Raw genomic sequence first — 21,010 nt, forward strand, 5'->3', positions numbered from 1 at the left:
ATGCCACTTATTTGGGCACCGATCAAGATGGAGCTATGATCTTATGCGTACTTGGCACTTGATCTGTGTTCTGATAATTAAGCGAGAACTGTGATGATAAAGCAGGTCTCGTTTTTTTGTTCAAAAAATCGCTTGATATCTAATAATAATCACACTAGGATAATATCGTTAGCTGTCTAACAAAAGGAGGGCATATGGAACCGATTAAAAAGACCGTTCGCCAGGCCTCAACGCAGATTGATCGTGAGCGCGACCAATTTGCGATGACCTTGGGCATCACGGGTACGCAAATGTCAGTGATTGATTTTTTATCCAATCAAACCGAAAATTCTGCTAGTCAAAATCAGATTGAACACGAATTTGAAATTCAGCGTTCTACGACCACCATCATGCTGCAGCGGATGGAAAAGCGTGAATTGATTAGACGTGTGGTCAATAAAAATGATAAGCGTCAGAAAAAAGTTCAGCTGACCGAGAAGGCAGAAAAGCTGGTGAAGCAGATTCATCAGTACATGAAGAATGATGATTTAGCTCTACGAAAAAACTTCAGTGAAGAAGAACTTGAAACTGCAAGAAAGGTGTTGAATTATATCAAAGATGGACAATCAGCAAAGAGATAAAATTCCAAGCAAAGTTTTTGCGGCAATTGTAGCGACGGAACTAATGTCTTTTAGCGGGGTAATCGTTGAAACTTCAATGAACATTGCCTTTCCAACATTAATGCGGCAGTTTGGCATTTCCACCAATGTCGTTTCCTGGATGACTTCAATTTATCTATTGGCAATTTCAATTATTGTACCGATTTCCACAATTTTAAAAAGCAGCTACAAAAACAAAAACCTGTTTCTAACTGCTAATATTTTGTTCTTAATTGGACTAATTATTGATGCGTTAGCGCCTAGCTTTGTTATTCTACTTTTAGGGCGCGTAATTTTGACGGGTGTAGTAATGATGCTCGTTCAGCTGGCTTTATTCACCATTTTTGCCAAAAGCATGAGCAATCTCTTCATCTCGCTGGTTTACATTATTTATATGGCTGGCATAGGCATGATTTTGGGTGATGTCATGACTTACGCTCTAAGCAGAGTTGGTCAGCCTAAGACGACCCAAGGCAATGCAATTTTAAGTACCATGCAGCAATTTGCCGGCGCGGTCGGAACATCAATCACTTCCGCAATCGTTGCCTTCAGTCAAGCCGGCATGGGATCAAAGGGTCCGACTGCCACTGCGCTGGGCACACAATTTGCTTACATCTTTTTGTTAGTCATGGCAGTTATCATTTTCTTGATGTTTTTAAAGTATGTCAGGGATGAAAAATAATCCTTGTTTTTAGTGCCACTTTTTCCGTTCTAGAGCGACGGCCTCTTTTAAATTATCGATGACATCATTGAAGTAGGATGCCTTTTCCGTTGTTTTTAGATAAAAAGCACCATACACCAGGGACACATCGACATCTAAAAAGTTGTAGACCACATCCGGGTTCAAATTGTTGTCATAAGCGAAGCTGGGAACGATGCCAATGCCTTCGTTCGCAGTTGCGTACATCTCGCAGGAGATAATGCCGTCAGATTCTCGAATTTGGTCGACAGGCATGATCTGCTTGAGTGCTTGTTCAATTTTTAAAACTGAAGGAACGGCGGGGCTACTGTTCCAAATCCAGACTCTTTCATTTGCCAGATCGGAAAGTGAAATGGTCTTTTTCTTTGCCAAGGGATTTTTACGGTTAATGATGACAGAGAATTTTCCCGTCAAAAGCGGGGTGAAACCCAAGCGTTCATCATGGTGAAAGAAGTCTTGCTGGATCAGAATGAAGTCGGCCTGATTTTCGTAAAAAAGATCGAGGTTGTCTTCAAAGGAAATGTTGGGTCTGAAGCCGGAGAAGACGATCTCCCGCTGGCTTTTTTGCCTAAATAATTGCAGAAAGCGAGGCAAATAATAGCGTTCAAAAATCGCGGTTGAGTGACGAATGATGATGGGCCGCTCTTTTTCTTGGGAATAGATATTGGAAATCGTTTCTTCAAATTGCTGATGAATTTGGCATAATTGCTGGTAAAAGTATTCGCCATCCTTGGTGAAAGCGACCTGCCGTCCTTGCATGGTGACGATTTTGAAGCATAATTCGTCTTCAAGCCGGCTGATATTTTTAGAAACCGTTGATTGCGAAACAAAGAGGCTTTCGGCTGCTTTGGTGTAATTTTTGGTTTTTCCCAGTGCAATCACGCACTTAACTTGCATCGAATTCATAAACTATTCCTTTTTGTCAAACTAGTATTCCTATTAGTACTAATCATAAGCGAAAAAAATGTTTAAAATCAAATTGTAAGCGATCACAAACAAGGGATTGCAGGAGATTTTTTACATGAAATCAGGTAAATATAAAGTTAGAGCAAAAGGTCATGGTTCAGAATCCATGCCAATGGAAGTCACAATCGATGGTGACAAGATTAAAGATATTGAAATTGATTCTTCCGGCGAAACCAAAGGGGTTGCCGATGAAGTGTTTCACCGTTTGCCAAAGGAAATTATTGATCATCAAACCTTAAACGTTGACGCAGTCAGTGGTGCGACTATTTCAAGCCACGGCGTGATCGATGGCATCGCACAAGCAATCAATGAGGCCGGCGGGGATGCTGAAGAATGGAAAAAGCGTGAAAAGCCTGCAACTAAGAAAGCAAAAGACGAAGAGATAGATGCTGATGTTGTCGTTGTGGGTGCCGGCGGTGCTGGCTTAGCTGCTGCCGTTCGCTCAATTCAGCACGGTGAAAAAGTTGTTATTTTGGAAAAATATCCACAAATCGGTGGCAATACCAGTCGTGCCGGTGGCCCAATGAACGCTGCAGAACCTGACTGGCAAAAGAAATTCAAGGCCCTTCCAGGTGAAAAGCAGACTTTGGAAGAATTGGCTAAGACACCAATTGAGAAGATTGATCCCGAATATCGTGACGACTTTAAAGAATTGCAAAAGCAAATTAAAGAATACGTTGATTCCGGTGCTGATTACTTATTTGACTCAACTCTGCTGCATGAAATTCAAACTTATTTGGGTGGTAAGCGTGTTGACTTAAAGGGTAATGAAATTCACGGCAAATATGCTCTGGTGCATGAATTGGTCACAAATGCCCTTAACTCAGTTAAATGGTTGGCTGATCTTGGCGTTAAATTCGATGAAACTGACGTCACCGAACCAGTCGGCGGCTTGTGGCGTCGTGGTCATAAGCCAATAGAGCCAATGGGCTACGCTTATATTCACATTTTAGGAGACTGGGTAAAGGATCATGGCGTAAATCCATATCTTGAAACTCGCGCTGAACATTTAATTATTAAAAACGGCAAAGTTCGTGGCGTCGTTGCTAAGCGTGCTGATGGCTCAACCTTGACTGTTCATGCTAAAGCAGTCATCTTAACTGCCGGTGGTTTTGGTGCCAACACAAAGATGGTTCAAAAGTACAACACTTACTGGCAAAAGATTGACGACAACATCGCCACTACCAACTCACCAGCGATCACCGGTGATGGGATCAACTTAGGTCTTGAAGCAGGTGCCGCATTGGTTGGCATGGGCTTTATCCAATTAATGCCTGTTTCAGATCCAAAGACTGGTGAATTATTTACAGGTTTGCAAACTCCACCAGCAAACTACATTATGGTTAACCAAAAGGGTAAACGCTTCGTCAACGAATTTGCGGAACGTGATACTTTGGCCAAGGCTGCAATTGCAAATGGCGGCTTGTTCTACTTGATTGCCGATGACAAGATCAAGGAAACGGCTTATAACACCACGCAAGAATCAATCGATGCCCAAGTTAAAGCCGGCACTTTGTTTAGAGCTGACACGCTTGAGGATTTGGCAAAACAAGTTGGCATGGATCCTGATACTTTGGTACAAACAATCAAGACCTACAACGAAGATGTTGATAAGGGTGAAGATCCTGAATTCCATAAAAATGTCTTCGATTTGAAGTGTGAAGTTGCACCATTTTATGCAACGCCTCGTCGTCCAGCTATTCACCACACCATGGGTGGTTTAGTCATCGATACTCAGGCTCATGTTTTGGATAAGAATGGCGAAGAAATTCCAGGTTTGTATTCAGCTGGTGAAAATGCCGGTGGTATCCATGCGGGCAACCGTTTGGGCGGCAACTCTTTGGCCGATATCTTTACCTTTGGCCGCATCGCTGCCAACACAGCTTATGCTGACATTTACTACACTGAAGATGATGCAAGTACGGGTGCTTCTCAAAAATAAAAAATTCAATTTAAAGTTCTGATATTTTGATCGTTAAATGCTATAATGTCGATGTTAAGATTTTTAGAAAAGAGATAAAAACAAAATGAATACTATTGCATTTAATCAACAATTATCAGATAAGTTAAATGAAGTATTGAACCCAACTTTTTACTCAACACCAGGTAAGGGCGAAATCACAGTTGTTGCCAATGAAAAGAAAGGTTTGCGTGAGTATCGTATCATTACCAAAGACAATAAGGTAGTTGATTTGATTGATGCTTACAATTCTAAACATGATGCTGACTACCAAAAGTTGGTTGATTTCCTTAAGGATTATCGTTAAGAGAAAGTAAAATTGAATATTTAAAAAGCAGTTTTCCTGTTGTGGGTAGACTGTTTTTTGTTTTAAGCAAAGCAATCATTATCAAATCTTAATTATTCGCTTTTGACAAGAAGATGCAGCTTAGATATCCGATCCAAACTGCATTTTTTTGTTGAAATTTTCCCCTCATTGATACAATTTTGGAGGATACAAAAGGGAGATATTAATTATGAAATTTAGATTTAAAGCAACGTTGCTCAGCGTAGCTGCAATCACAGCTCTTACTGTTTTTGGTGGACAAATGACTCAAGCTGCAAGCAGTTCAGTCAATGCCTCATCCAGTTCATCTAGCTCAAATTCTGATGCTTCATCATCAACTTCAACGACTGATTCATCAACCACGTCGTCATCATCCAGCTCATCTTCATCGACTTCTTCTAAGACTAGTTCAACTACGAGTACTAAGAAAAAGACGACAAGCAAGACTAAGACAACTAAGAAAACTACTAAAAAGAAGACAACTAAGAAGAAAAAGACCGTTAAGCGTCACAAGACCAAATATCAACCATACTACGATCCAACTGACATGCGTAAGCGGACCGGCAATTACTGGAAGTATTCTAGTGAAACCAAAACCAAGTATCCTAATTTGAAAAAGGTAAAGAACTTAAACTTGCGGGTTTCAATTTTGGGCAACCGTGTTTACGTTCGTTCAGGCAAAAAAGTACTTTACACTATGTACTGCTCAGCTGGCCGAATCGTTAAAGGCAAGAGCTTAACGCCAACTGGTACTTACTACACTAACAGCTACCACCCATACCGCTTCTCATCTGGTCTTTACCCAGTCGGCTGGATCGGTCAAGAATACTTATTCCACTCCGTTCCAACTTACGAATGGTCCAAGACTTTCATTGCCAGCGAAACGCACAAGGTTGGTAAAACTCCAGCAAGTCACGGCTGCATTCGTTTGACTGTTAAAGACGCTAAGTGGCTGCACTACCATATTCCATACCACACTAAAGTTATCATCAAGAATAGATAGGGTGACTGCTAGTGAAAAACGATTTTGAAGAGGATAAGCCAACTAAAAAGGAAAAAATCAAGGCCATGATTTGGTCCCTTGTCATTACGGCTGGTATTATCATTTATCATTTTCTGTATTTGAAATAAAAAATTGACACTTTTGCTTATTATAGGCAGAAGTGTCTTTTTTAATATATTTATTCATAATAATGCTTTAAAATAGAAGATGAATACTCTAACAAAGAGATAAAACTTGGAGATAATATGAAAGCAAAGATTGAGCGGATTCAGGGCTGCCTGCTTGGAGGAGCAGTTGGCAATGCCCTGGGTGCACCCATTGAATTTGGACAATTAGATGACATTAAGGCTTGCTACGGCGAGGACGGCATTACTTTTGCCAATTTTAAGGGCCCGGCAAAAATCACTGATGATACGCAGATGACCTTATTTACCGCAAACGGCCTGCTGCTGCCGGGCGACAAGCTGACCAATATTTGGAATTGCTACCAGGATTGGCTGGACACGCAGACCAAGCATAATAAAAGCGAGATGACGCATCGGCCGGTTAGCTGGCTAGTTGATGATCAGCGTTTGTTTTCCGTGCGTGAACCGAGTAATACTTGCATCACTGAACTGAAGGAAAAGCATTTCGGATCATTGACGCATCCTTATAACAAAAACAAGGGCTGCGGCGGCATCATGCGCATCGCTCCGATTGGTTTGGTCAATTGGTCGATTGAAAAAGTGGTGGAGTGCAGTGCTCGCGCTTCGGCGCTGACGCATGGCAGCTTGATCAGTTCGATTGCGTCGGTCTTTTTTGCAACGATGATTCATTATTTAAGCCGGATGGAAATTGATATCGCGCAGGCGATCGACAAGACGATCAAGATTGTCAAAAATTCGATCACCAAGCAGCCAGCTCGTGAAGAAATCATCGGCGAGGTCAATCTGGCGCGGATGCTAGCGGAAAATAGTCCGGATCGGGATGCGGCCAACATTGCTTCGCTAGGTCAAGGCTGGTTTGCTGATGAGACTTTGGGCATCGCTGTTTATTGTGCGCTGAAGTATGAGCATGATTTTGAAAAGGCAATCGAGGCCGCGGTGAACCATGACGGCAATTCTGATTCCACAGGCAATTTGACGGGACAGCTGTTAGGCGCGCGCTATGGCACGAAGGTTTTGCCAAAAGCGTTTTTAGCAAAATTGGAATTGCGCGATGTGATTGAAAAGATGGCGGACATGCTCGCCAATGTAAAATGATTTAAGGAAACACTATGGTATTCAACTTATTTAGTAAAAAGCAAAGCAAGGCAAACAACAGATTTTTGGCTAATCAGCGGGGACAGCAGGCAATTGCTCGCATTCAGAAGCTGAATTTGCCAGCAGAATTGAAGCAGCAATTGATTGACGCCGACGTTTTTGATATCTGGTTCAGCGATAAGGATTTGGCGCCACTTGCCGAAATTATGCAGAAGCATGATGATGAAAAGATCGTTTATGCGGCGATTGGCATTAATGTCAAAAGCAAAAACGTCATGCTGGTCTGCACGAATCAGCGCCTCATTATTTTGAGCAAGAAAATGCTGTCAAAAGAGCAGGCATTGGTTATCCCACTCAAACAGATCAAGAGCGTGGTGCTGCATAATTCGATCGTCTATGATGAATTGACTTTGATCAATGGTGACGAAATACTGCGGATCAATGCGATCAATAAGGTGGCGGCCCCGATTTTAGCGAAAAACATCAAGAAATACTCTAAATTAGCACAGAATGATTCTAGCGCACTAGATGAACAGGTAGAGCAGGTAAAGAAGTTGAAAGAACTGCTGGACCAGGGGATTTTGACCAAAGCAGAGTTTGAAGCTAAAAAGAAGCAGATTTTAGGGTTATAATTTTTATAAAAAACAAGCAGGTGATACAAATGTTAAAGAAAATCGGAATTTTTTTGATTTCATTCTTCATAGTGTTGGTCTTCGGATTGACCTTCGACAGCAAAAAAGTTAAATAAAGTCTTTAAATTGAGCATTTTTCTATGAAGGCGCGGTGAAGTCTGGTATTCTTAAACGATCAATTACCGCCCGAGGTTCTGATGAAGTTGATCGAAGAAGATAAGAATGTTCTTGTTCAATTTGATGGTGAAGAGAAGAAAGTAATCGATTCTCTGGTGTACATCGTGCAGCACCATCACGAGCGAATTGCACAAGGCCATTAATGATCGCAAGAAAAATGCGCTGCGAAGGCGACGGAACTGGAGAGAGCAGTTGCCGTTGCTGGCGCGAAAATCGGATAAGAAAACGCCATCTGAGAGAATTCTCGGGTGGCGTTTTTTATTAGTAATATAATGAATCTAAGATTTAATTTAGAGGATAGTTGAATGACAAAAAAGATTATCAGAGTTGCAGCGGCTGCCATTATTGATCAAGAAAAAGGTTTGGTTCTCGCGGGCAAGAGAAATGCTGACCGCTTGGTTGGCGGCTACTGGGAATTTCCTGGTGGCAAGATTGAAAAGGGCGAAACGCCGCGGCAAACCGCAAAACGTGAAGTTGAAGAAGAGTTGAACGCGGAGATCATCGTTGGTCCGCAGCTTGGCGAAACGGTGCGCTATGAATATGACTTTGGCATTGTTGAATTGACGGTGTTCTTTGCCAAAATGACGGCGCATGATTTTAAGCTTGTGGCCCATAGCAAGATCGAATGGCTGCCAGCTGCTCAGGTCGGCGAATTGAATTGGGCTCCGGCCGATGCACCGCTGATTGCGGAATTGGTGAAGACTGATGTGAAGAAAGTGGAGTTCTAAATAGAAGAGGCATCCCTATAATTACGGATGATACACAAATAACGCTGGTTACGGCTAATGTCTTTTGCTTGAAGGGAATGTAATTAACAATATTTGGCTCTGTTATCAGGATTGGATTAAAACGCGATTTAAAAGTGATAAGAGCAAGATGATTCATGAACCGACATCATGGTTAGTGAACCGTCTTGCAATGTTTGCAAATTGTGAACCAGGAAGAATTTGCCTTTTATGATAAAGAAAATACGGTTATCCACCAGATCTCGCTCCGCAAGCTGTTAAAACAGTTGTAGATCAAGCAGAACGTAGGCAAGTAATGAGAGTGAAGAATAACAAAAGCGTAACTACTGAGTTACGCTTTTGTTATACTTAAAATATAAAAAAGAGTATTCAGAAGAAAATTATGGTTGAAAAAAGTTATAGCGTAGAACATGAAAATATTGCCAATATCTTAAGTTGGATAAAAGATGGAAAAATTGGCTTACCTGAAATGCAAAGACCATTTGTATGGAAATCTACACAAGTAAGAGACTTGGTAGATTCTCTTTATAAAGGCTATCCTATTGGATTTGTTGTCACTTGGGAAAATCCTGATGCTGAACTAAAAAATGGCGGAAAAGGTCAAAATAAGGAAATAATTATTGATGGTCAACAAAGAATTACCGCATTAAGTGCGGCTTTAGAAGGTAATGAAATTGTTGATGAGAAATATTTAAAGAAAAGAATTTATATTGCCTTTAATCCTACCACAGAAGAGTTTGCTACAAGAAGTGCGGCAATTGCCAAGGATCCGCGATGGATTCCTGATATTTCGATTTTTGAGGATCCGAATTTTAGTGATTATGCTTATGTTACGAAAAATAGTAAACGATTAAATTTGAAGCCTGATGAATTAAGTAAAATCATTCAGAAGCTAAAAGGTATTTCTCAATACGATATTGGAGTTATTAAACTTAATAGTAAGTTGCCGATTGATCAAGTTACGGACATATTTAATCGTATTAATCAAAAAGGTACCAAACTATCATCTGCTGATTTTGCAATGTCTCGTCTTTCTTCAGATACAGCTCATCATGGAAATGATCTTAGAAAAGAAATTGAATACTTTATCCAGTTATATAAAGATCATAGTTTACTTGAAAATATCGTAAAGATGGATCCCGAATTTGCAAATTCAGATTACTTTAAACACATAAGTTGGGCAGATAAAGAAGATGTAACTTTATATCAACCTGATTTTTCCAGTATTCTCCATATTTGTCTTGGATTAGGATTCTTACGTGGAAAATTGTATCAGTTGGTAAGCCTAATTTCAGGTCGTGACTTTGAAAAAAGAACATATACTGAAGAAGCAATGGAAGATTCTTATGAAAAATTTGGAGAAGCAGTTCAATGTGCTCTAAATGAAAGTAATTTTGAACGCTATATTTTATTGTTAAAAAGTTTAGGAATAGTGGATAAAAACTATGCTAAATTACCAGATTCTTATACCAATTTTGGCTATACATTGTATTTATATCTAAAAAAGAATTCTAAATTATCCAATGACGAGATAGAAACTTACACTAAAAAATGGATCTTAATGACAGCTTTAACAAAAAGATATGGTTCGAGTCCAGAATCTGGATTTGATCGAGATTTGAGATTAATTTCTGAAGCAAATGAAATTGATCAATTAAAAGAATTATTCGATAATGAGTTTGCACAAAACTTAACTGATGAATTTTGGGATATGACATTACCAAATAGTCTTCAAGCTCAAACAACTCAATTAACAAATTGGCGTATTTTCCAAATGGCGCAAATTCATGCTAGAGCTCATGCATGGCTCGAAAAAGATAAATATACGGCCGATACAATTCAAGAACAAGGTAATATTCATCATATTTGTCCAAAAGCTTATCTGAAAAAGAATGGTTTTAAACAAGAAGAATACAATCAGGTTGCTAATTATGTTTGGATCACACAGCCACGCAATCTTCAAATTAGTGATTATGCTCCAAAAAACTATATGTCAAATAAAGAAACCATGCAATATCATTCGGATGAAAATGATAAGGAAAATGCTATTCCAGCAACGTTGAGGAGCTACGATTTTCATAATTATCATCAGTTCCTACAAGAAAGACGTATATTAATGGCGCAATTAATAAAAGAGTTATTTGAAAGCCTATAATAAAAGCATTCCAATCCGGGGATGCTTTTATGCGTTATAACACCGTTACAAGAAACAAATATATCCATTACAAATTGTGCTTTATCAGTAACGCAAATTATATTTTCTAGTGTTTTTGATTAAGTTGAGTTAAATTTAATCTTGAAAATTTTGAAGTAGAATAAAATGAATCGATTTTGGAGGATTTTATTATGGGTGCTATTTTGGTACTATTTGGCCCCATATTATTTATTTTAAAAAATTTGTTTATTCTTCTTTTAAAATATCTTCTGGGTTACGATATTCTTGTTCTGTTCCAAGTTTTGCCAGATATTGTTCTAAAGTAATATTATTTCGATAGATGTATTGACTTACAACTTCAGCAACTTTTTTGCCATTGATCAACATAATTGGATAATTATCTTCTAGAATTTCTTTTTGAGTAGCGTCAGTAAAATAGGATGTTGTAACAAATGCGGCTATCCATCCACGTTTTAATCTTGCAATAATTCGATCAACGTCTTTTCCGCTTATTCCATTTTTGGTTTCGTAACATTTAGCTTGACCCAATACAACTTGACGAACTTGACTCAATCCTGCTTTTCCTATATCGATTCTCAGAACATAGTCATAGCCACCGTCACCAGATGCTTGAGTTACCCAGCCATCGTGACAGATCGTACCTGAATCTTCTATTAATAAACGAGTTACGTCCTTTGCCAAATATTCGAATCCGTATGGATTATCGTTATAGTAATTATAAATTTGAGAAAGAATGGAATCTAATTTACTTCCTGGGATGGGGAGCTGTTCTTTTTTCTTGGAAGTGCTTCTCCCATACACGTGCCTACGCACTTGATTAAAATTGCCATTTTTAATCCAATCTTGCCATTCTTTTGGTGCTAATGAAGGAGCATATTGATCATGATCCCTGCGAGCATCAATCCAATCCCAATTAAAAGCCTCTTGTTCTTTTTTGAGTGAAAATACACAAAAGGTGAAAAGATAATTTGAAAAATATTCTTTATTTTCGGGTGTTCCGGAGTATTGCGTTACCAGTTTTACGGATTCTACAGTTCCATATCCATGAAAAATTCTTTCTCCAGGTTTATTACTTTCAAAGAAAAGAATAGGAATGGCTTTTGCTCTAATTTTAGGATCCTTATTTTGGCTTATTTTAAATTGTTCTAATAGCCGTTTGTTTCCTGGCGTATCTTCAGGATTCCTATCTTTAGTTTTGTTGTCTCCATAATAATGGATATAACCAATGTCTTCGTTAAATTCGTCTTCCCAGGGATTATAAGATTCACTTCGAGGCTTCGTATTACTTGATACAATAATGCATTCCTGGTCCCCGTATCTTACGATGCCACGTTGATCTTTATAATTTTTATAACTTTTAGCTAGATGAGTTTGAGCATAATAATTAGTTTTAGAAGATTCGTTCACTTCTAGATAATTCGGATTCTCTGCATCTTTTTTTGATTGATTTGAAGTTGAATAAGTTTGTCCGATGTAAAGCATAGTGATATTTACCTTGTAAACTAGTCTAAATTCCTCTAAGTAATATATAATACTTATGAAACTATTTTACTATTAGGAGTAAGTATTTTTCATTGAAAAGTATTAAATCACCAGTAATTTATAAAACTAAATATGATATAGATTCGGCTAATCAGCTCGATGATAATATCCGTGAATATTTTAAGAATGACGAAAAATCTCGTACCTTATTGACAGAATACCCAACTGTTTACGTCATCAACGATCAGAATGGGGTAAAGAATCCGAGTTACACAGTCTATGTTGGTGAAACTAATGATATTCAACGCAGAACTTTGCAACACTTGGATAGTGATCCTAAAGATAGGGAAGACTTCTTTGGACTGAAGCAATCTAAGAATGCAGAAATGTATGTTATTGGACAGGAACATTTTAATAAGTCGATGACGTTAGATGTTGAAAATCGCCTAATGCAGTATCTGAGCAGTGTACCAGCTGTTAAGCATTTGAACAATCGACGTCATAATGATCAAAATAAATATTATGATTCCGAAGAATTTGAGCCACTTTTTAGGAAGATTTGGAAAAAACTAGGAAAAAAGAATCACGACTTATTTCCAGCACAAGAAATACTTGAATCTTCGGCGTTGTTTAAAGCTTCTCCATTTAACAAATTAACTTCTGAACAACTTAAGGCCAAATCTGAAATTATTGAAAAGATCAGATTAGCTCTATCTAAGCAAAAGAATAAGAAGCAGGAAAATGGCCAACTAATTTTGGTTGAAGGGGATGCGGGATCAGGAAAGACTGTTTTAATGAGCAATATTTTTTATGATCTTGTTCATGAAAACGAGATTTCTTTTCAAGAAACGCAGATTAAGACTCCTTATCAAAAGGAAAGTTCAAATCGGCTTTCAGTTGCGATGCTTGTAAATCAAAATGAGCAGTTAAAAGTCTATAAGGATATATCACAAAAAATTTTTGATAAAAACGATAATATCGAAGTAGAAAAGCCTGTTACTTTTATTAAGAACACAAATCCAAATAAAAAGATTGATATTGCATTAATTGATGAAGCTCATCTGTTGCTAACGCAAAGAAGTCAGTCTTATTCAAATGATAAACGTCATCCTGAGATTCAAGTTGGAACTAATATGCTAAAAGACATTCTCAAAAGAGCCAAAGTTGTCATGGCAGTTTTTGATCCAAAACAAGTATTAAGCACAACCAGCGTTTGGGATAGGGAAGACTTTAAAGAACTGGAAGAACAAGCAGTACAAAACAATATCATCTATCTGCATAATCAAATGAGAATTGATGCGTCACAAGCAACTATTGATTGGATCCATAAATTAATCGATAAGGGCGAAATTGGGAAAATACCTAAGGATGATCGTTATGAGATCAAAATTTTTAGATCTCCCGCTGAAATGCAAAAGGCAATTGAAGAGAAAAATAAAAAACATGATCGTGGCATCAGCAGAATGGTAGCTACATTTGACTGGGATTATTCTGGTGGTAAAACCAAACCACCTAAGGAGCAGAAATACTGGGAAGTTCGTGAAGGTGATTGGAATATGCCATGGAATTATGAAATCAATGAACGTGACAAATTCGAAAAGAAGCACCGTAAGCATGGACCAGTAAAATACAGCAACCAATCTTGGGCAGAGAAAGATTACACAATTAATGAAATTGGCTCAACTTATACGGTTCAAGGTTTTGATCTTAACTATGTCGGAGTAGAATTAGGACCATCTGTGAAATATCGCAATGGTCAGATTATTCATGATCCGGATAAGAGCGCCAATCCGAAGGCAACGCAAAAACGTGATTCTACGAAGAGCTATGCCGATATGTTATTGAAGAATGAATTTAATGTCTTGATGACGCGTGGCGTGCACGGTTTGTATATTCATGCTGTAGATCCGGAATTGCAGAAGGCTTTGGAAGAAGCAGAGAAATAGTTTATTGATAATTCACGTTGGAGGAAAAGTGAAATATAAAGCATCCCTCTAGAGGGATGCTTTATTTGTGGATTTTTCTGTAAAGAAGTTTAATAAAATGTTGACAAAAGAAAAAATATATAACATTACCATGGCGATACTCGCCATTTTTTCAATAATACTAATAGTCCTTGATTATGCATCTGTTATTGATATTAATGTTGGACTATGGATGTGGGTTGATAATGCAATATTAATAATTTTTGCTGTAGATTATTTCTATCGCTTAATAAAGGCAAAGGATAAAGTCTCTTTCATTAAACACAATGTATTTGATTTATTATCAATTATTCCTGTTAGCAGTGCCTTTGCAATTTTTAGAATCGCGCGAATTGCAAGACTAGTTCGTGCATTGAGGATTTTGCGTGTTTTAAGATTAGTTGGATTAACTGGCAGAATAAAGAAAATTTTACATACAAATGGTTTGATATATCTGCTATATATTAGTTTAGTTTTTCTTATCATAGGAGCTGTATCATATTCACTAAGTGAACATGTTTCGTTAGGAGAATCATTTTGGTGGGCGATTGCCACTGCTACAACCGTAGGCTATGGTGACATTTCGCCTCATACAATAGTCGGGAAAATTGTTGCTTTATTATTGATGATTGTTGGTATTGGGATCATTGGAATGTTGACTAGTTCAATTACGACCTACTTTGTAAAAAGTGATTCTGACAAAGATCAATCTAGTGATAATAAAAAATTTGAAATGATTATGTCCAAACTAAATGAACTAGAAAAACAAAATAAGGATTTAAAAAGTGAAATCTCTGCTTTAAAACAAAATAGTACAGAAGATTAATTAAAATCTTCTGTTTTTTTATGCCTAAAAAGACTGCCTTAAGTACTTAGAGTAGGTGTAAACTCGAACTGGAGTATATAGGAAATTTAAAGTGGGAGAATAAAATGAATCGATTTTGGAGGATTTTATTATGGGTGCTATTTTGGTACTATTTGGCCCATATTATTTATTTAAAAAATTTGTTTTTAAAAATAAAAAGCACAAAATTGCCTGGTCAGCTCTGGGCTCAGTAATTACTGTATTTGTGCTTTTTTGTTGTTGGGTAAATTCCTTGCATGATGATGAAGATGCAACCAGCAATACAGCGTCTGCGCCTAAAACGCACGTTGTTGTTAAAAAAGTTGGCGTTCAAAGACTGGCCAAGGATCAGGCGAAAGAAAAGGTTTTAAATACTGAAGAGAAAAAGAAGCAGAAAGAATATGACAAACTAGTTGCGGAATTAGATGCAGCTAAGAAAGCACAGCAAGAGGCCAAAAAGCACAGCAGCGAGCAAACGACCGTTACGCATCACAGATCGACTGCTACAACGTACCACTCTTCATCCGGCAATGGAGCAGGAAGAGGAGATATGGATACTGCCGATTCTGGTAAAATCGTTGGCAATAAAAACACAAAGATTTACCACGTTCAAGGACAGGCTGGCTATCGAATGAATTCTGCAAATGCTGTCTACTTCAACAGTGAACAGGATGCAATTAACGCTGGTTATAGAAAGGCTAAGAGATAATGAATAAGAAAATTATTGCAGCTGTTTCAGGTGTCCTTTTGCTTTTTGGCGGTGCTGGTGCGATTAGCAATCCTCAAGTAGATCAAACGGTCATTGCAAAAGTAAAAACAGTCATTAAATATGATCGTACTGATGAAACCAAATCGAAGAAGATTGAGAAACAGAATACAAAGACTGAAAAGAAAATTATTAGTCTAGATAAAAAGATTGCAAAACTTCGTAAACAGCTTAAGAAATATTCAGGCAAAGCCGTTGAATCAGTCAGCGAAGCAAAACTAGCAAGTCTAAATTATTCTGGTAAAGATGTTATTACAGTTAATAATAATGATCCTAAGTTTACAAAGAGTGATCTAAATACAAGCCAAGGCGCATGGCAAAAATATGGTGATCTTGATGGGCTGAATCGAGTAACAGCCGCTAATGCATTGCTGAATGAATCTTTGATGCCTAATAGTGAACGTGAACCTCTGCATGTTGATCCAACAGGTTGGCATAATAAACGTATTGCAGGTGGGTGGCTTTATAATCGCTGTCACTTAATTGGATATCAGTTGACAGGGCAAAACAATAATATCAAGAACCTGATGACCGGAACCAGACAGTTGAACGATCCAGATATGCTTCGTTATGAGAATGAAGTGGCTGACTACATTAAAGAAAGCAGATCAAACTATGTTCGATATCGTGTAACGCCAATTTTCCGTGGTAATGAATTGCTGGCTCGTGGTGTTGAAATGGAAGGTCAATCAACTGGTTCAAATGCAGTTCACTTCAATGTTTATATTTTTAATGTTCAAAATGGTGTAACTTTGAATTATTCTGATGGTACTAGTCGAGTAGGATAGTTCAAATATAAATTAAAATGCATCCCCTCAAACGGGGATGTTTTTTAATATAAATATTTCTATCAATTGTCTAAATCATAAACTTATCCATTATAATAAAAGTAAAATACTAATATTTTATCGATAACCAAATATAGAAAAGAGGCTATCCAAATGGAAATTCATAATCACGATACCATTGTCATGCCGCCGGAGGGCTTTTTCGAAGACATGCTCGACCGTATGGACAACTTGCAAACCCAAATAGATGAGCTGAAGAAGCTCTATTACAACAATTCCAAAACTTCACGTGATGTGTTTTTATATGGTTGCGAGCTTGCAGGCAGTCAGTATCAGGGTCTGCAAAACCACGTCATTCCAAAATTGCAGGAGAATGACCCGCTGGTTTTGATAAGAGAGCCCAACAATGAAGCCGATAAGCATGCCATTGCCGTTTACACGACAACCGGCTTGAAGCTCGGCTATTTGCCAAGAGAGCATAACCTGATTTTGAGTCGCCTGATGGATGAAGGCAATTTGTTGACGGGGAAAACGAAGCAATTCCACTGGGATGGCGAGAAGCTTTATTTGGTCGTTAAAGTATTTTTGCATGAAAACTAATAACTGATAATTGAGTGATAAGGGTATAGATAGATGCTAGAAGAAAATATAACCACAGTTGCTGGAAATTCAAAATTATTGCCACTAAGCAAGATTGTTAGTACGAGAAAATTCCAAAAGATTGAATATCATTCTGACAATTTGGGTGAACTTCCTCTTGAAGAAGAAAACATGGCACCTGCAACAACGGGGACTTTAATCGACTTTTTAACACGGATAATTGTTTTGAACGATGATGATGCATTTGGCGTTTCCGCGCGCGGTGTTGGTGAAATGGCAAATGATGATCAGAAAGAGCGGTATTTATATGAAGCTGCCATGTTAAAAGCGCTGGTTGAAGATAAGGAAATCGATGATCTTGATGATGATGTCTTCAATATTGGTGTCAACATTTGTGCATGGGAACAGGCCTTACGCGGTGGCTACTACTTTCCGCCGCAAATTTATCCTAATGACACTACCATGGCTCATTACAAGGTTATGCTCAAACGGGTCAAGGCTTATTTAGAAAAAATCGGCAATATCATTCGGACAGGCTATGGTTCGGCAACTGCAAATGGCTTAATCAGTGGGGACGGTGATTATTTATCATCTGATACTTTGATTGATTTTAAAGTTTCTAAGCATAAAACAATGCAACCTAATTGGGTGCGTCAATTATTTCTTTATCGTGTTTTACTGAGAGATGAATTGGTAAGTCCAGATCAGATTAAAAAGCTCATGATTTACAATCCTCGCAGAGACGAAGGCTATTTGTTAGATCTTACGCAGATAGATTCTGGTATCCTGGATTTTGTCAAAGCACAAGCCGAAAAGAGATCCCTTGAATTAATGGGATCGGTTGATGAAAATATTAAGCAATTACTAGATCTTTATGTAAATCGGGCTATTTCATACGAAAAAGTAAATCTAAATAAACAAGAACTTCATTCTGATAATTTAGGAGAGATAAGCGGTGAAGGTGAGAGCCTGACTACTGAGCAGCTCCATCAAATTTTGCTGTTCCTTGTAGATTACTGCTATATCAATAAAGAATCTAGTTTGAATGATGCAAACAAGGGCGCAGGTATTGCTAACCAAATTGATGATGAGGCAGGTAAAAAGCTGATCGAATACGAACACGCTTTTAAACGCATCCCAATTGATGGCGAATTGCCGGATGAATTCTTTGTTCTTGCCTGTCAAATTGGTCGATACATCATTGCTAATGCTGATGGCAAATGGGTTGATATAAACGCCAATGATACAGATATTGAGCATTTAAGAATCTTGTTCGGCCGAATCAGTAGATTCTTGCAAGAAAAAGGGATGCCGACAAGGCTCAGAGTTGAGGACACAGGTTTTACTGGCACGGACCTTGATCATTTTTCAGACGTTAAAGAGGAACCATTTGCTGTTGACCTCGCAACTGATTCCTGGGCACTGGAAATTGGCTTAAAAGATGGCGATCAGGTTGATGCCGACCAAGTTAAGAACTTGGAAGGTGCTGAAGATGCAGAATTTAGTGAAGTTGGTATTATTTCTCCGCGATCAGATAATTATTTTTATAAATTCAAAGAGCATAATGATGATGAATTTTTCTAAGATTTAATACGAAAACTCGGCACTTTTAATATTGGCCGCTGAATTTTGATGATGTAGCCGATGCATTAAAGATTGATTTTTAAAGCAAGAAAGCATCCCTTGAGAGGATGCTTTTTTTGTTTATGGTATGCGAGGAGTAGGGAAAACTACTTTTCTGACAGAAGTAGGGAGAAAAATGTCAGAAAAGGAAAATTGGATAGTGATCGATTTAGCTATGGAATCCGATTTGTTAGCTACTCTCATAGACAATTTATATATAAGAGCAAATACAGCAACTCAAAAAATGTTTGTATCAATTCGTTGATTATCATTTTCAGCATTTGGTTTAGAACTTTCTGCAGATATCAAACAAAATTTATCAGCGTATCAAGTAATTTTGACCCAAATGTTTTCACGATTAAAGGATAATGGCACAAAGGTATTAATTACCATCGATGAAGTAAAAAGTAATAAAGAACTAAAGAAATTTGCTTCATATTATCAACTTTTAAATCGTCAAGATCATCCTGTTGCACTAATGATGGCTGGATTACCAGAAAATATTTCCGAATTGCAAAATGAAGATGTCATGACATTTCTTTTACGAGACAAGAGAATAGCCTTGTCTTCTTTAAATTTGATCCAAATTTAATTTAGTTATAGAAATGTATTTCATCAAGCTCATTATGATATTTCATCTCAAATTTTAAGTAAGATGGCAATTATGACTAAAGGATATTTGTATGCGTTTCAACTTTTAGGTTATTTAGTATGGAACCTGATTTGTTTTGCATGATGGGACATGATTGACTTGCCCTGATGGAATTTGATTTTTGCTGCTTGACGGTGCCTGATTAATGCTACCTGATTTATTTTGAATGATGTCATCTGATGGGACTTGTTTGTTTTTGCCTGATGGCATAAAAAAGATTACTTGGATAATAAAAGAAAGTTCTATTTGTATGATTAATACTTTTATTGCTGAGCAAAGTAAGTGAAGTTGCTTTTCAGTAACATATCCTAAATTAGCAATTATTAATAATAAAATTACCTGATCTTGGTCAAGCCTGAAAGTTTTATTTAAAATTTTGAAGATACCTCCAAATGAGAAAACCCCCTTTTTTTGGATGCTCATCAGTTGTATATATTACGACTTATGGTCGAAACTCTGGTGAAAAGCTCTAAGGTACCTATAAAACAGTTCAGAAGAGCATTATTAAAATGAGAAAAATGCAAAAAATAAGGCAGAAAACTATATCTGTTTGAGTAAATCTCTTTTTTGGGGATAGAAAGTAGGGAAAAAGAATAAAAAACGTAATAGAGTTAAGTAGTAGATTAAGTAACTAGCTTCAACAAGTAGCTTCAGCAAGTAGGTTAAGCAACTAAAAAATCCTCAGTCAATTAATCAGCTGAGGAATTAAAGCTTTATGTATTTTTAACTCAATAAAAAATTAAATACCCAATATCACCATTAATATCATAAATAGAGCCAGTAATGTAATCGGCATCCCTTGAAGCAAAGAATGCAGTTAAAGCTGCGACTTCACGTGGGTCACCCATCCGATGAGCAGAAATACCATCGATAATTCTTTGCTCATGTGCAGGTTCTTCATCTTCTGGCAAATTAGTTTTATTCCAAATGCTGGTCTTAAAGGCACCAGGTGCAATCGCATTAACACGGACCTTGTCTTTAGCAAGTTCAACTGCCTAGATGCGAGTAAAGTTTTCAACAGCGGCCTTAGCTCCAGTATAAAGTGACAAGTTAACACCTGGATGTTGTGCACCAACACTGGACATATTAATAATGTTCCCATGTGCGTTAATCAAAAGTGGCAAAACATGAATGGTCATATTAACAAGACCACGAGCATCAAGGTTAAAGGCATTATCGTAGTCCTTTTAATTGTCATTTCTTGAATAGGTTGGACAGGGCATGGGTGGCTTCTTATTTAAGTTCCATTGTATCCTCTGAGTAAATTTTGGGTACTTCATCTGACCACCGCTCAGTAAGTGTATCGACAACTTTAAAACCAAATTTTTCATATAATCGTTTAGCGTTTTGATTGTCTGAAAATACGCCAAGCCTAACTGGGCGCTTTAATTTTTTTAGTGCAGCTTCCATTAATTCGGTTCCAATGCCTTTATCTTGAAAATCAGGATCAACGTAAAGGAACTCTAATCGATGCCTACCATAACCAACGAAACCAACAACTTGATCTTTCTTTACTGCCACTTTAATATGACAGGACAAAAAATATTTCAAATAAGGTGCATCTCTCAATGCAATAAATACTTCAGAAAGATTTTCGCTTGCTAGTTCCTGTTTTCTGCCTTCATCCATTACATGGCAAACCTGATCAAAATAATCTTTTTGAAAATCTCTAATCTCAATTTCCATCGATTGATGCCTCTAAATTATTAATAGGATATCTTGGCATC

At 37.6% G+C, this 21,010-nt stretch carries 21 protein-coding genes and 2 pseudogenes; 18 read left to right on the plus strand and 5 right to left on the minus strand.

Going from position 1 to position 21,010, the window contains the following annotated elements; genetic code table 11:
• Positions 1-194: 194 nt before the first annotated feature.
• Entirely contained in the window at positions 195-620 is a 426-nt protein-coding gene (locus D0Z64_RS07295; RefSeq protein WP_080881919.1) for a MarR family winged helix-turn-helix transcriptional regulator, read from the plus strand.
• The gene (locus D0Z64_RS08410) at positions 598-1,320 is read left to right on the plus strand and encodes an MFS transporter (RefSeq protein WP_172823704.1); all 723 of its coding nucleotides are present in this window, start codon (positions 598-600) and stop codon (positions 1,318-1,320) included. The genes D0Z64_RS07295 and D0Z64_RS08410 overlap by 23 nt, the downstream gene beginning before the upstream one ends.
• A 9-nt stretch (positions 1,321-1,329) precedes the next feature.
• Here the strand turns inward: D0Z64_RS08410 and D0Z64_RS07305 are convergent, their stop codons facing one another.
• The gene (locus D0Z64_RS07305; protein WP_236943570.1) at positions 1,330-2,244 is read right to left on the minus strand and encodes a LysR family transcriptional regulator; all 915 of its coding nucleotides are present in this window, start codon (positions 2,242-2,244) and stop codon (positions 1,330-1,332) included.
• Between the two features lie 115 nt (positions 2,245-2,359).
• Here D0Z64_RS07305 and D0Z64_RS07310 point away from each other — a divergent pair, with 115 nt between their 5' ends.
• From D0Z64_RS07310 to D0Z64_RS07340, 8 genes are all read left to right on the plus strand, one after another.
• The gene (locus D0Z64_RS07310) at positions 2,360-4,246 is read left to right on the plus strand and encodes a flavocytochrome c (protein ID WP_127345843.1); all 1,887 of its coding nucleotides are present in this window, start codon (positions 2,360-2,362) and stop codon (positions 4,244-4,246) included.
• Between the two features lie 85 nt (positions 4,247-4,331).
• Positions 4,332-4,571, plus strand: coding sequence for a hypothetical protein (locus tag D0Z64_RS07315; protein WP_080881921.1), 240 nt, complete (start codon positions 4,332-4,334; stop codon positions 4,569-4,571).
• Between the two features lie 208 nt (positions 4,572-4,779).
• On the plus strand, positions 4,780-5,592 hold the full coding sequence (locus D0Z64_RS08590) for a L,D-transpeptidase (protein WP_241244182.1): 813 nt from the start codon (positions 4,780-4,782) through the stop codon (positions 5,590-5,592).
• 245 nt (positions 5,593-5,837) lie between these two features.
• Positions 5,838-6,833 (plus strand): ADP-ribosylglycohydrolase family protein, encoded by a 996-nt coding sequence (locus tag D0Z64_RS07325; RefSeq protein WP_127345844.1) that lies wholly within the window; start codon positions 5,838-5,840, stop codon positions 6,831-6,833.
• A gap of 14 nt (positions 6,834-6,847) precedes the next feature.
• Positions 6,848-7,465: a PH domain-containing protein gene (locus D0Z64_RS07330; RefSeq protein ID WP_127345845.1), complete on the plus strand. Its 618-nt coding sequence runs from the start codon at positions 6,848-6,850 to the stop codon at positions 7,463-7,465.
• Positions 7,466-7,662: 197 nt separating this feature from the next.
• Positions 7,663-7,785, plus strand: coding sequence for a hypothetical protein (locus tag D0Z64_RS08700; RefSeq protein ID WP_257788717.1), 123 nt, complete (start codon positions 7,663-7,665; stop codon positions 7,783-7,785).
• A 162-nt stretch (positions 7,786-7,947) separates the two neighbouring features.
• Complete coding sequence (locus tag D0Z64_RS07335; protein WP_127345846.1) at positions 7,948-8,370, plus strand: (deoxy)nucleoside triphosphate pyrophosphohydrolase; 423 nt, start codon at positions 7,948-7,950, stop codon at positions 8,368-8,370.
• Between the two features lie 400 nt (positions 8,371-8,770).
• On the plus strand, positions 8,771-10,543 hold the full coding sequence (locus D0Z64_RS07340) for a GmrSD restriction endonuclease domain-containing protein (protein ID WP_127345847.1): 1,773 nt from the start codon (positions 8,771-8,773) through the stop codon (positions 10,541-10,543).
• 246 nt (positions 10,544-10,789) lie between these two features.
• Here D0Z64_RS07340 and D0Z64_RS07345 read toward each other — a convergent pair whose 3' ends face one another.
• Positions 10,790-12,046 carry a restriction endonuclease gene (locus D0Z64_RS07345; protein WP_127345848.1) on the minus strand — a complete coding sequence of 419 codons (1,257 nt, stop codon included), beginning with the start codon at positions 12,044-12,046 and terminating at the stop codon, positions 10,790-10,792.
• Positions 12,047-12,138: 92 nt separating this feature from the next.
• Here D0Z64_RS07345 and D0Z64_RS07350 point away from each other — a divergent pair, with 92 nt between their 5' ends.
• The 8 genes and pseudogenes from D0Z64_RS07350 to D0Z64_RS07380 all read left to right on the plus strand — a co-directional run bounded on the left by D0Z64_RS07350 (position 12,139) and on the right by D0Z64_RS07380 (position 19,223).
• Complete coding sequence (locus D0Z64_RS07350) at positions 12,139-13,992, plus strand: DUF2075 domain-containing protein (RefSeq protein ID WP_127345849.1); 1,854 nt, start codon at positions 12,139-12,141, stop codon at positions 13,990-13,992.
• A 130-nt stretch (positions 13,993-14,122) separates the two neighbouring features.
• Positions 14,123-14,836, plus strand: a complete 714-nt coding sequence (locus D0Z64_RS07355) for an ion transporter (protein ID WP_406565686.1) — start codon at positions 14,123-14,125, stop codon at positions 14,834-14,836.
• A 104-nt stretch (positions 14,837-14,940) separates the two neighbouring features.
• A pseudogene (locus D0Z64_RS07360) lies at positions 14,941-15,563 on the plus strand (sunset domain-containing protein).
• Entirely contained in the window at positions 15,563-16,408 is an 846-nt protein-coding gene (locus D0Z64_RS07365) for a DNA/RNA non-specific endonuclease (protein ID WP_164742138.1), read from the plus strand. The pseudogene D0Z64_RS07360 and the gene D0Z64_RS07365 overlap by 1 nt, the downstream one beginning before the upstream one ends.
• A 153-nt stretch (positions 16,409-16,561) precedes the next feature.
• On the plus strand, positions 16,562-17,008 hold the full coding sequence (locus tag D0Z64_RS07370; protein WP_127345851.1) for an HIRAN domain-containing protein: 447 nt from the start codon (positions 16,562-16,564) through the stop codon (positions 17,006-17,008).
• A 33-nt stretch (positions 17,009-17,041) separates the two neighbouring features.
• Positions 17,042-18,592 carry a hypothetical protein gene (locus tag D0Z64_RS07375; protein ID WP_127345852.1) on the plus strand — a complete coding sequence of 517 codons (1,551 nt, stop codon included), beginning with the start codon at positions 17,042-17,044 and terminating at the stop codon, positions 18,590-18,592.
• 127 nt (positions 18,593-18,719) lie between these two features.
• Positions 18,720-18,896, plus strand: a complete 177-nt coding sequence (locus D0Z64_RS08830; RefSeq protein ID WP_006352298.1) for a hypothetical protein — start codon at positions 18,720-18,722, stop codon at positions 18,894-18,896.
• 81 nt (positions 18,897-18,977) lie between these two features.
• Positions 18,978-19,223: a hypothetical protein gene (locus tag D0Z64_RS07380; RefSeq protein WP_006352297.1), complete on the plus strand. Its 246-nt coding sequence runs from the start codon at positions 18,978-18,980 to the stop codon at positions 19,221-19,223.
• 114 nt (positions 19,224-19,337) lie between these two features.
• Here D0Z64_RS07380 and D0Z64_RS07385 read toward each other — a convergent pair whose 3' ends face one another.
• The 3 genes and pseudogenes from D0Z64_RS07385 to D0Z64_RS07400 form a co-directional block, all read right to left on the minus strand.
• On the minus strand, positions 19,338-19,706 hold the full coding sequence (locus D0Z64_RS07385) for a hypothetical protein (RefSeq protein WP_006352296.1): 369 nt from the start codon (positions 19,704-19,706) through the stop codon (positions 19,338-19,340).
• Between the two features lie 305 nt (positions 19,707-20,011).
• Positions 20,012-20,422: pseudogene (locus tag D0Z64_RS08595) on the minus strand (SDR family NAD(P)-dependent oxidoreductase).
• Between the two features lie 94 nt (positions 20,423-20,516).
• Entirely contained in the window at positions 20,517-20,969 is a 453-nt protein-coding gene (locus D0Z64_RS07400; RefSeq protein WP_080881932.1) for a GNAT family N-acetyltransferase, read from the minus strand.
• Positions 20,970-21,010: the final 41 nt, after the last annotated feature.

This window comes from Lactobacillus amylolyticus, from assembly GCF_003999355.1.
Classification (GTDB): domain Bacteria; phylum Bacillota; class Bacilli; order Lactobacillales; family Lactobacillaceae; genus Lactobacillus; species Lactobacillus amylolyticus.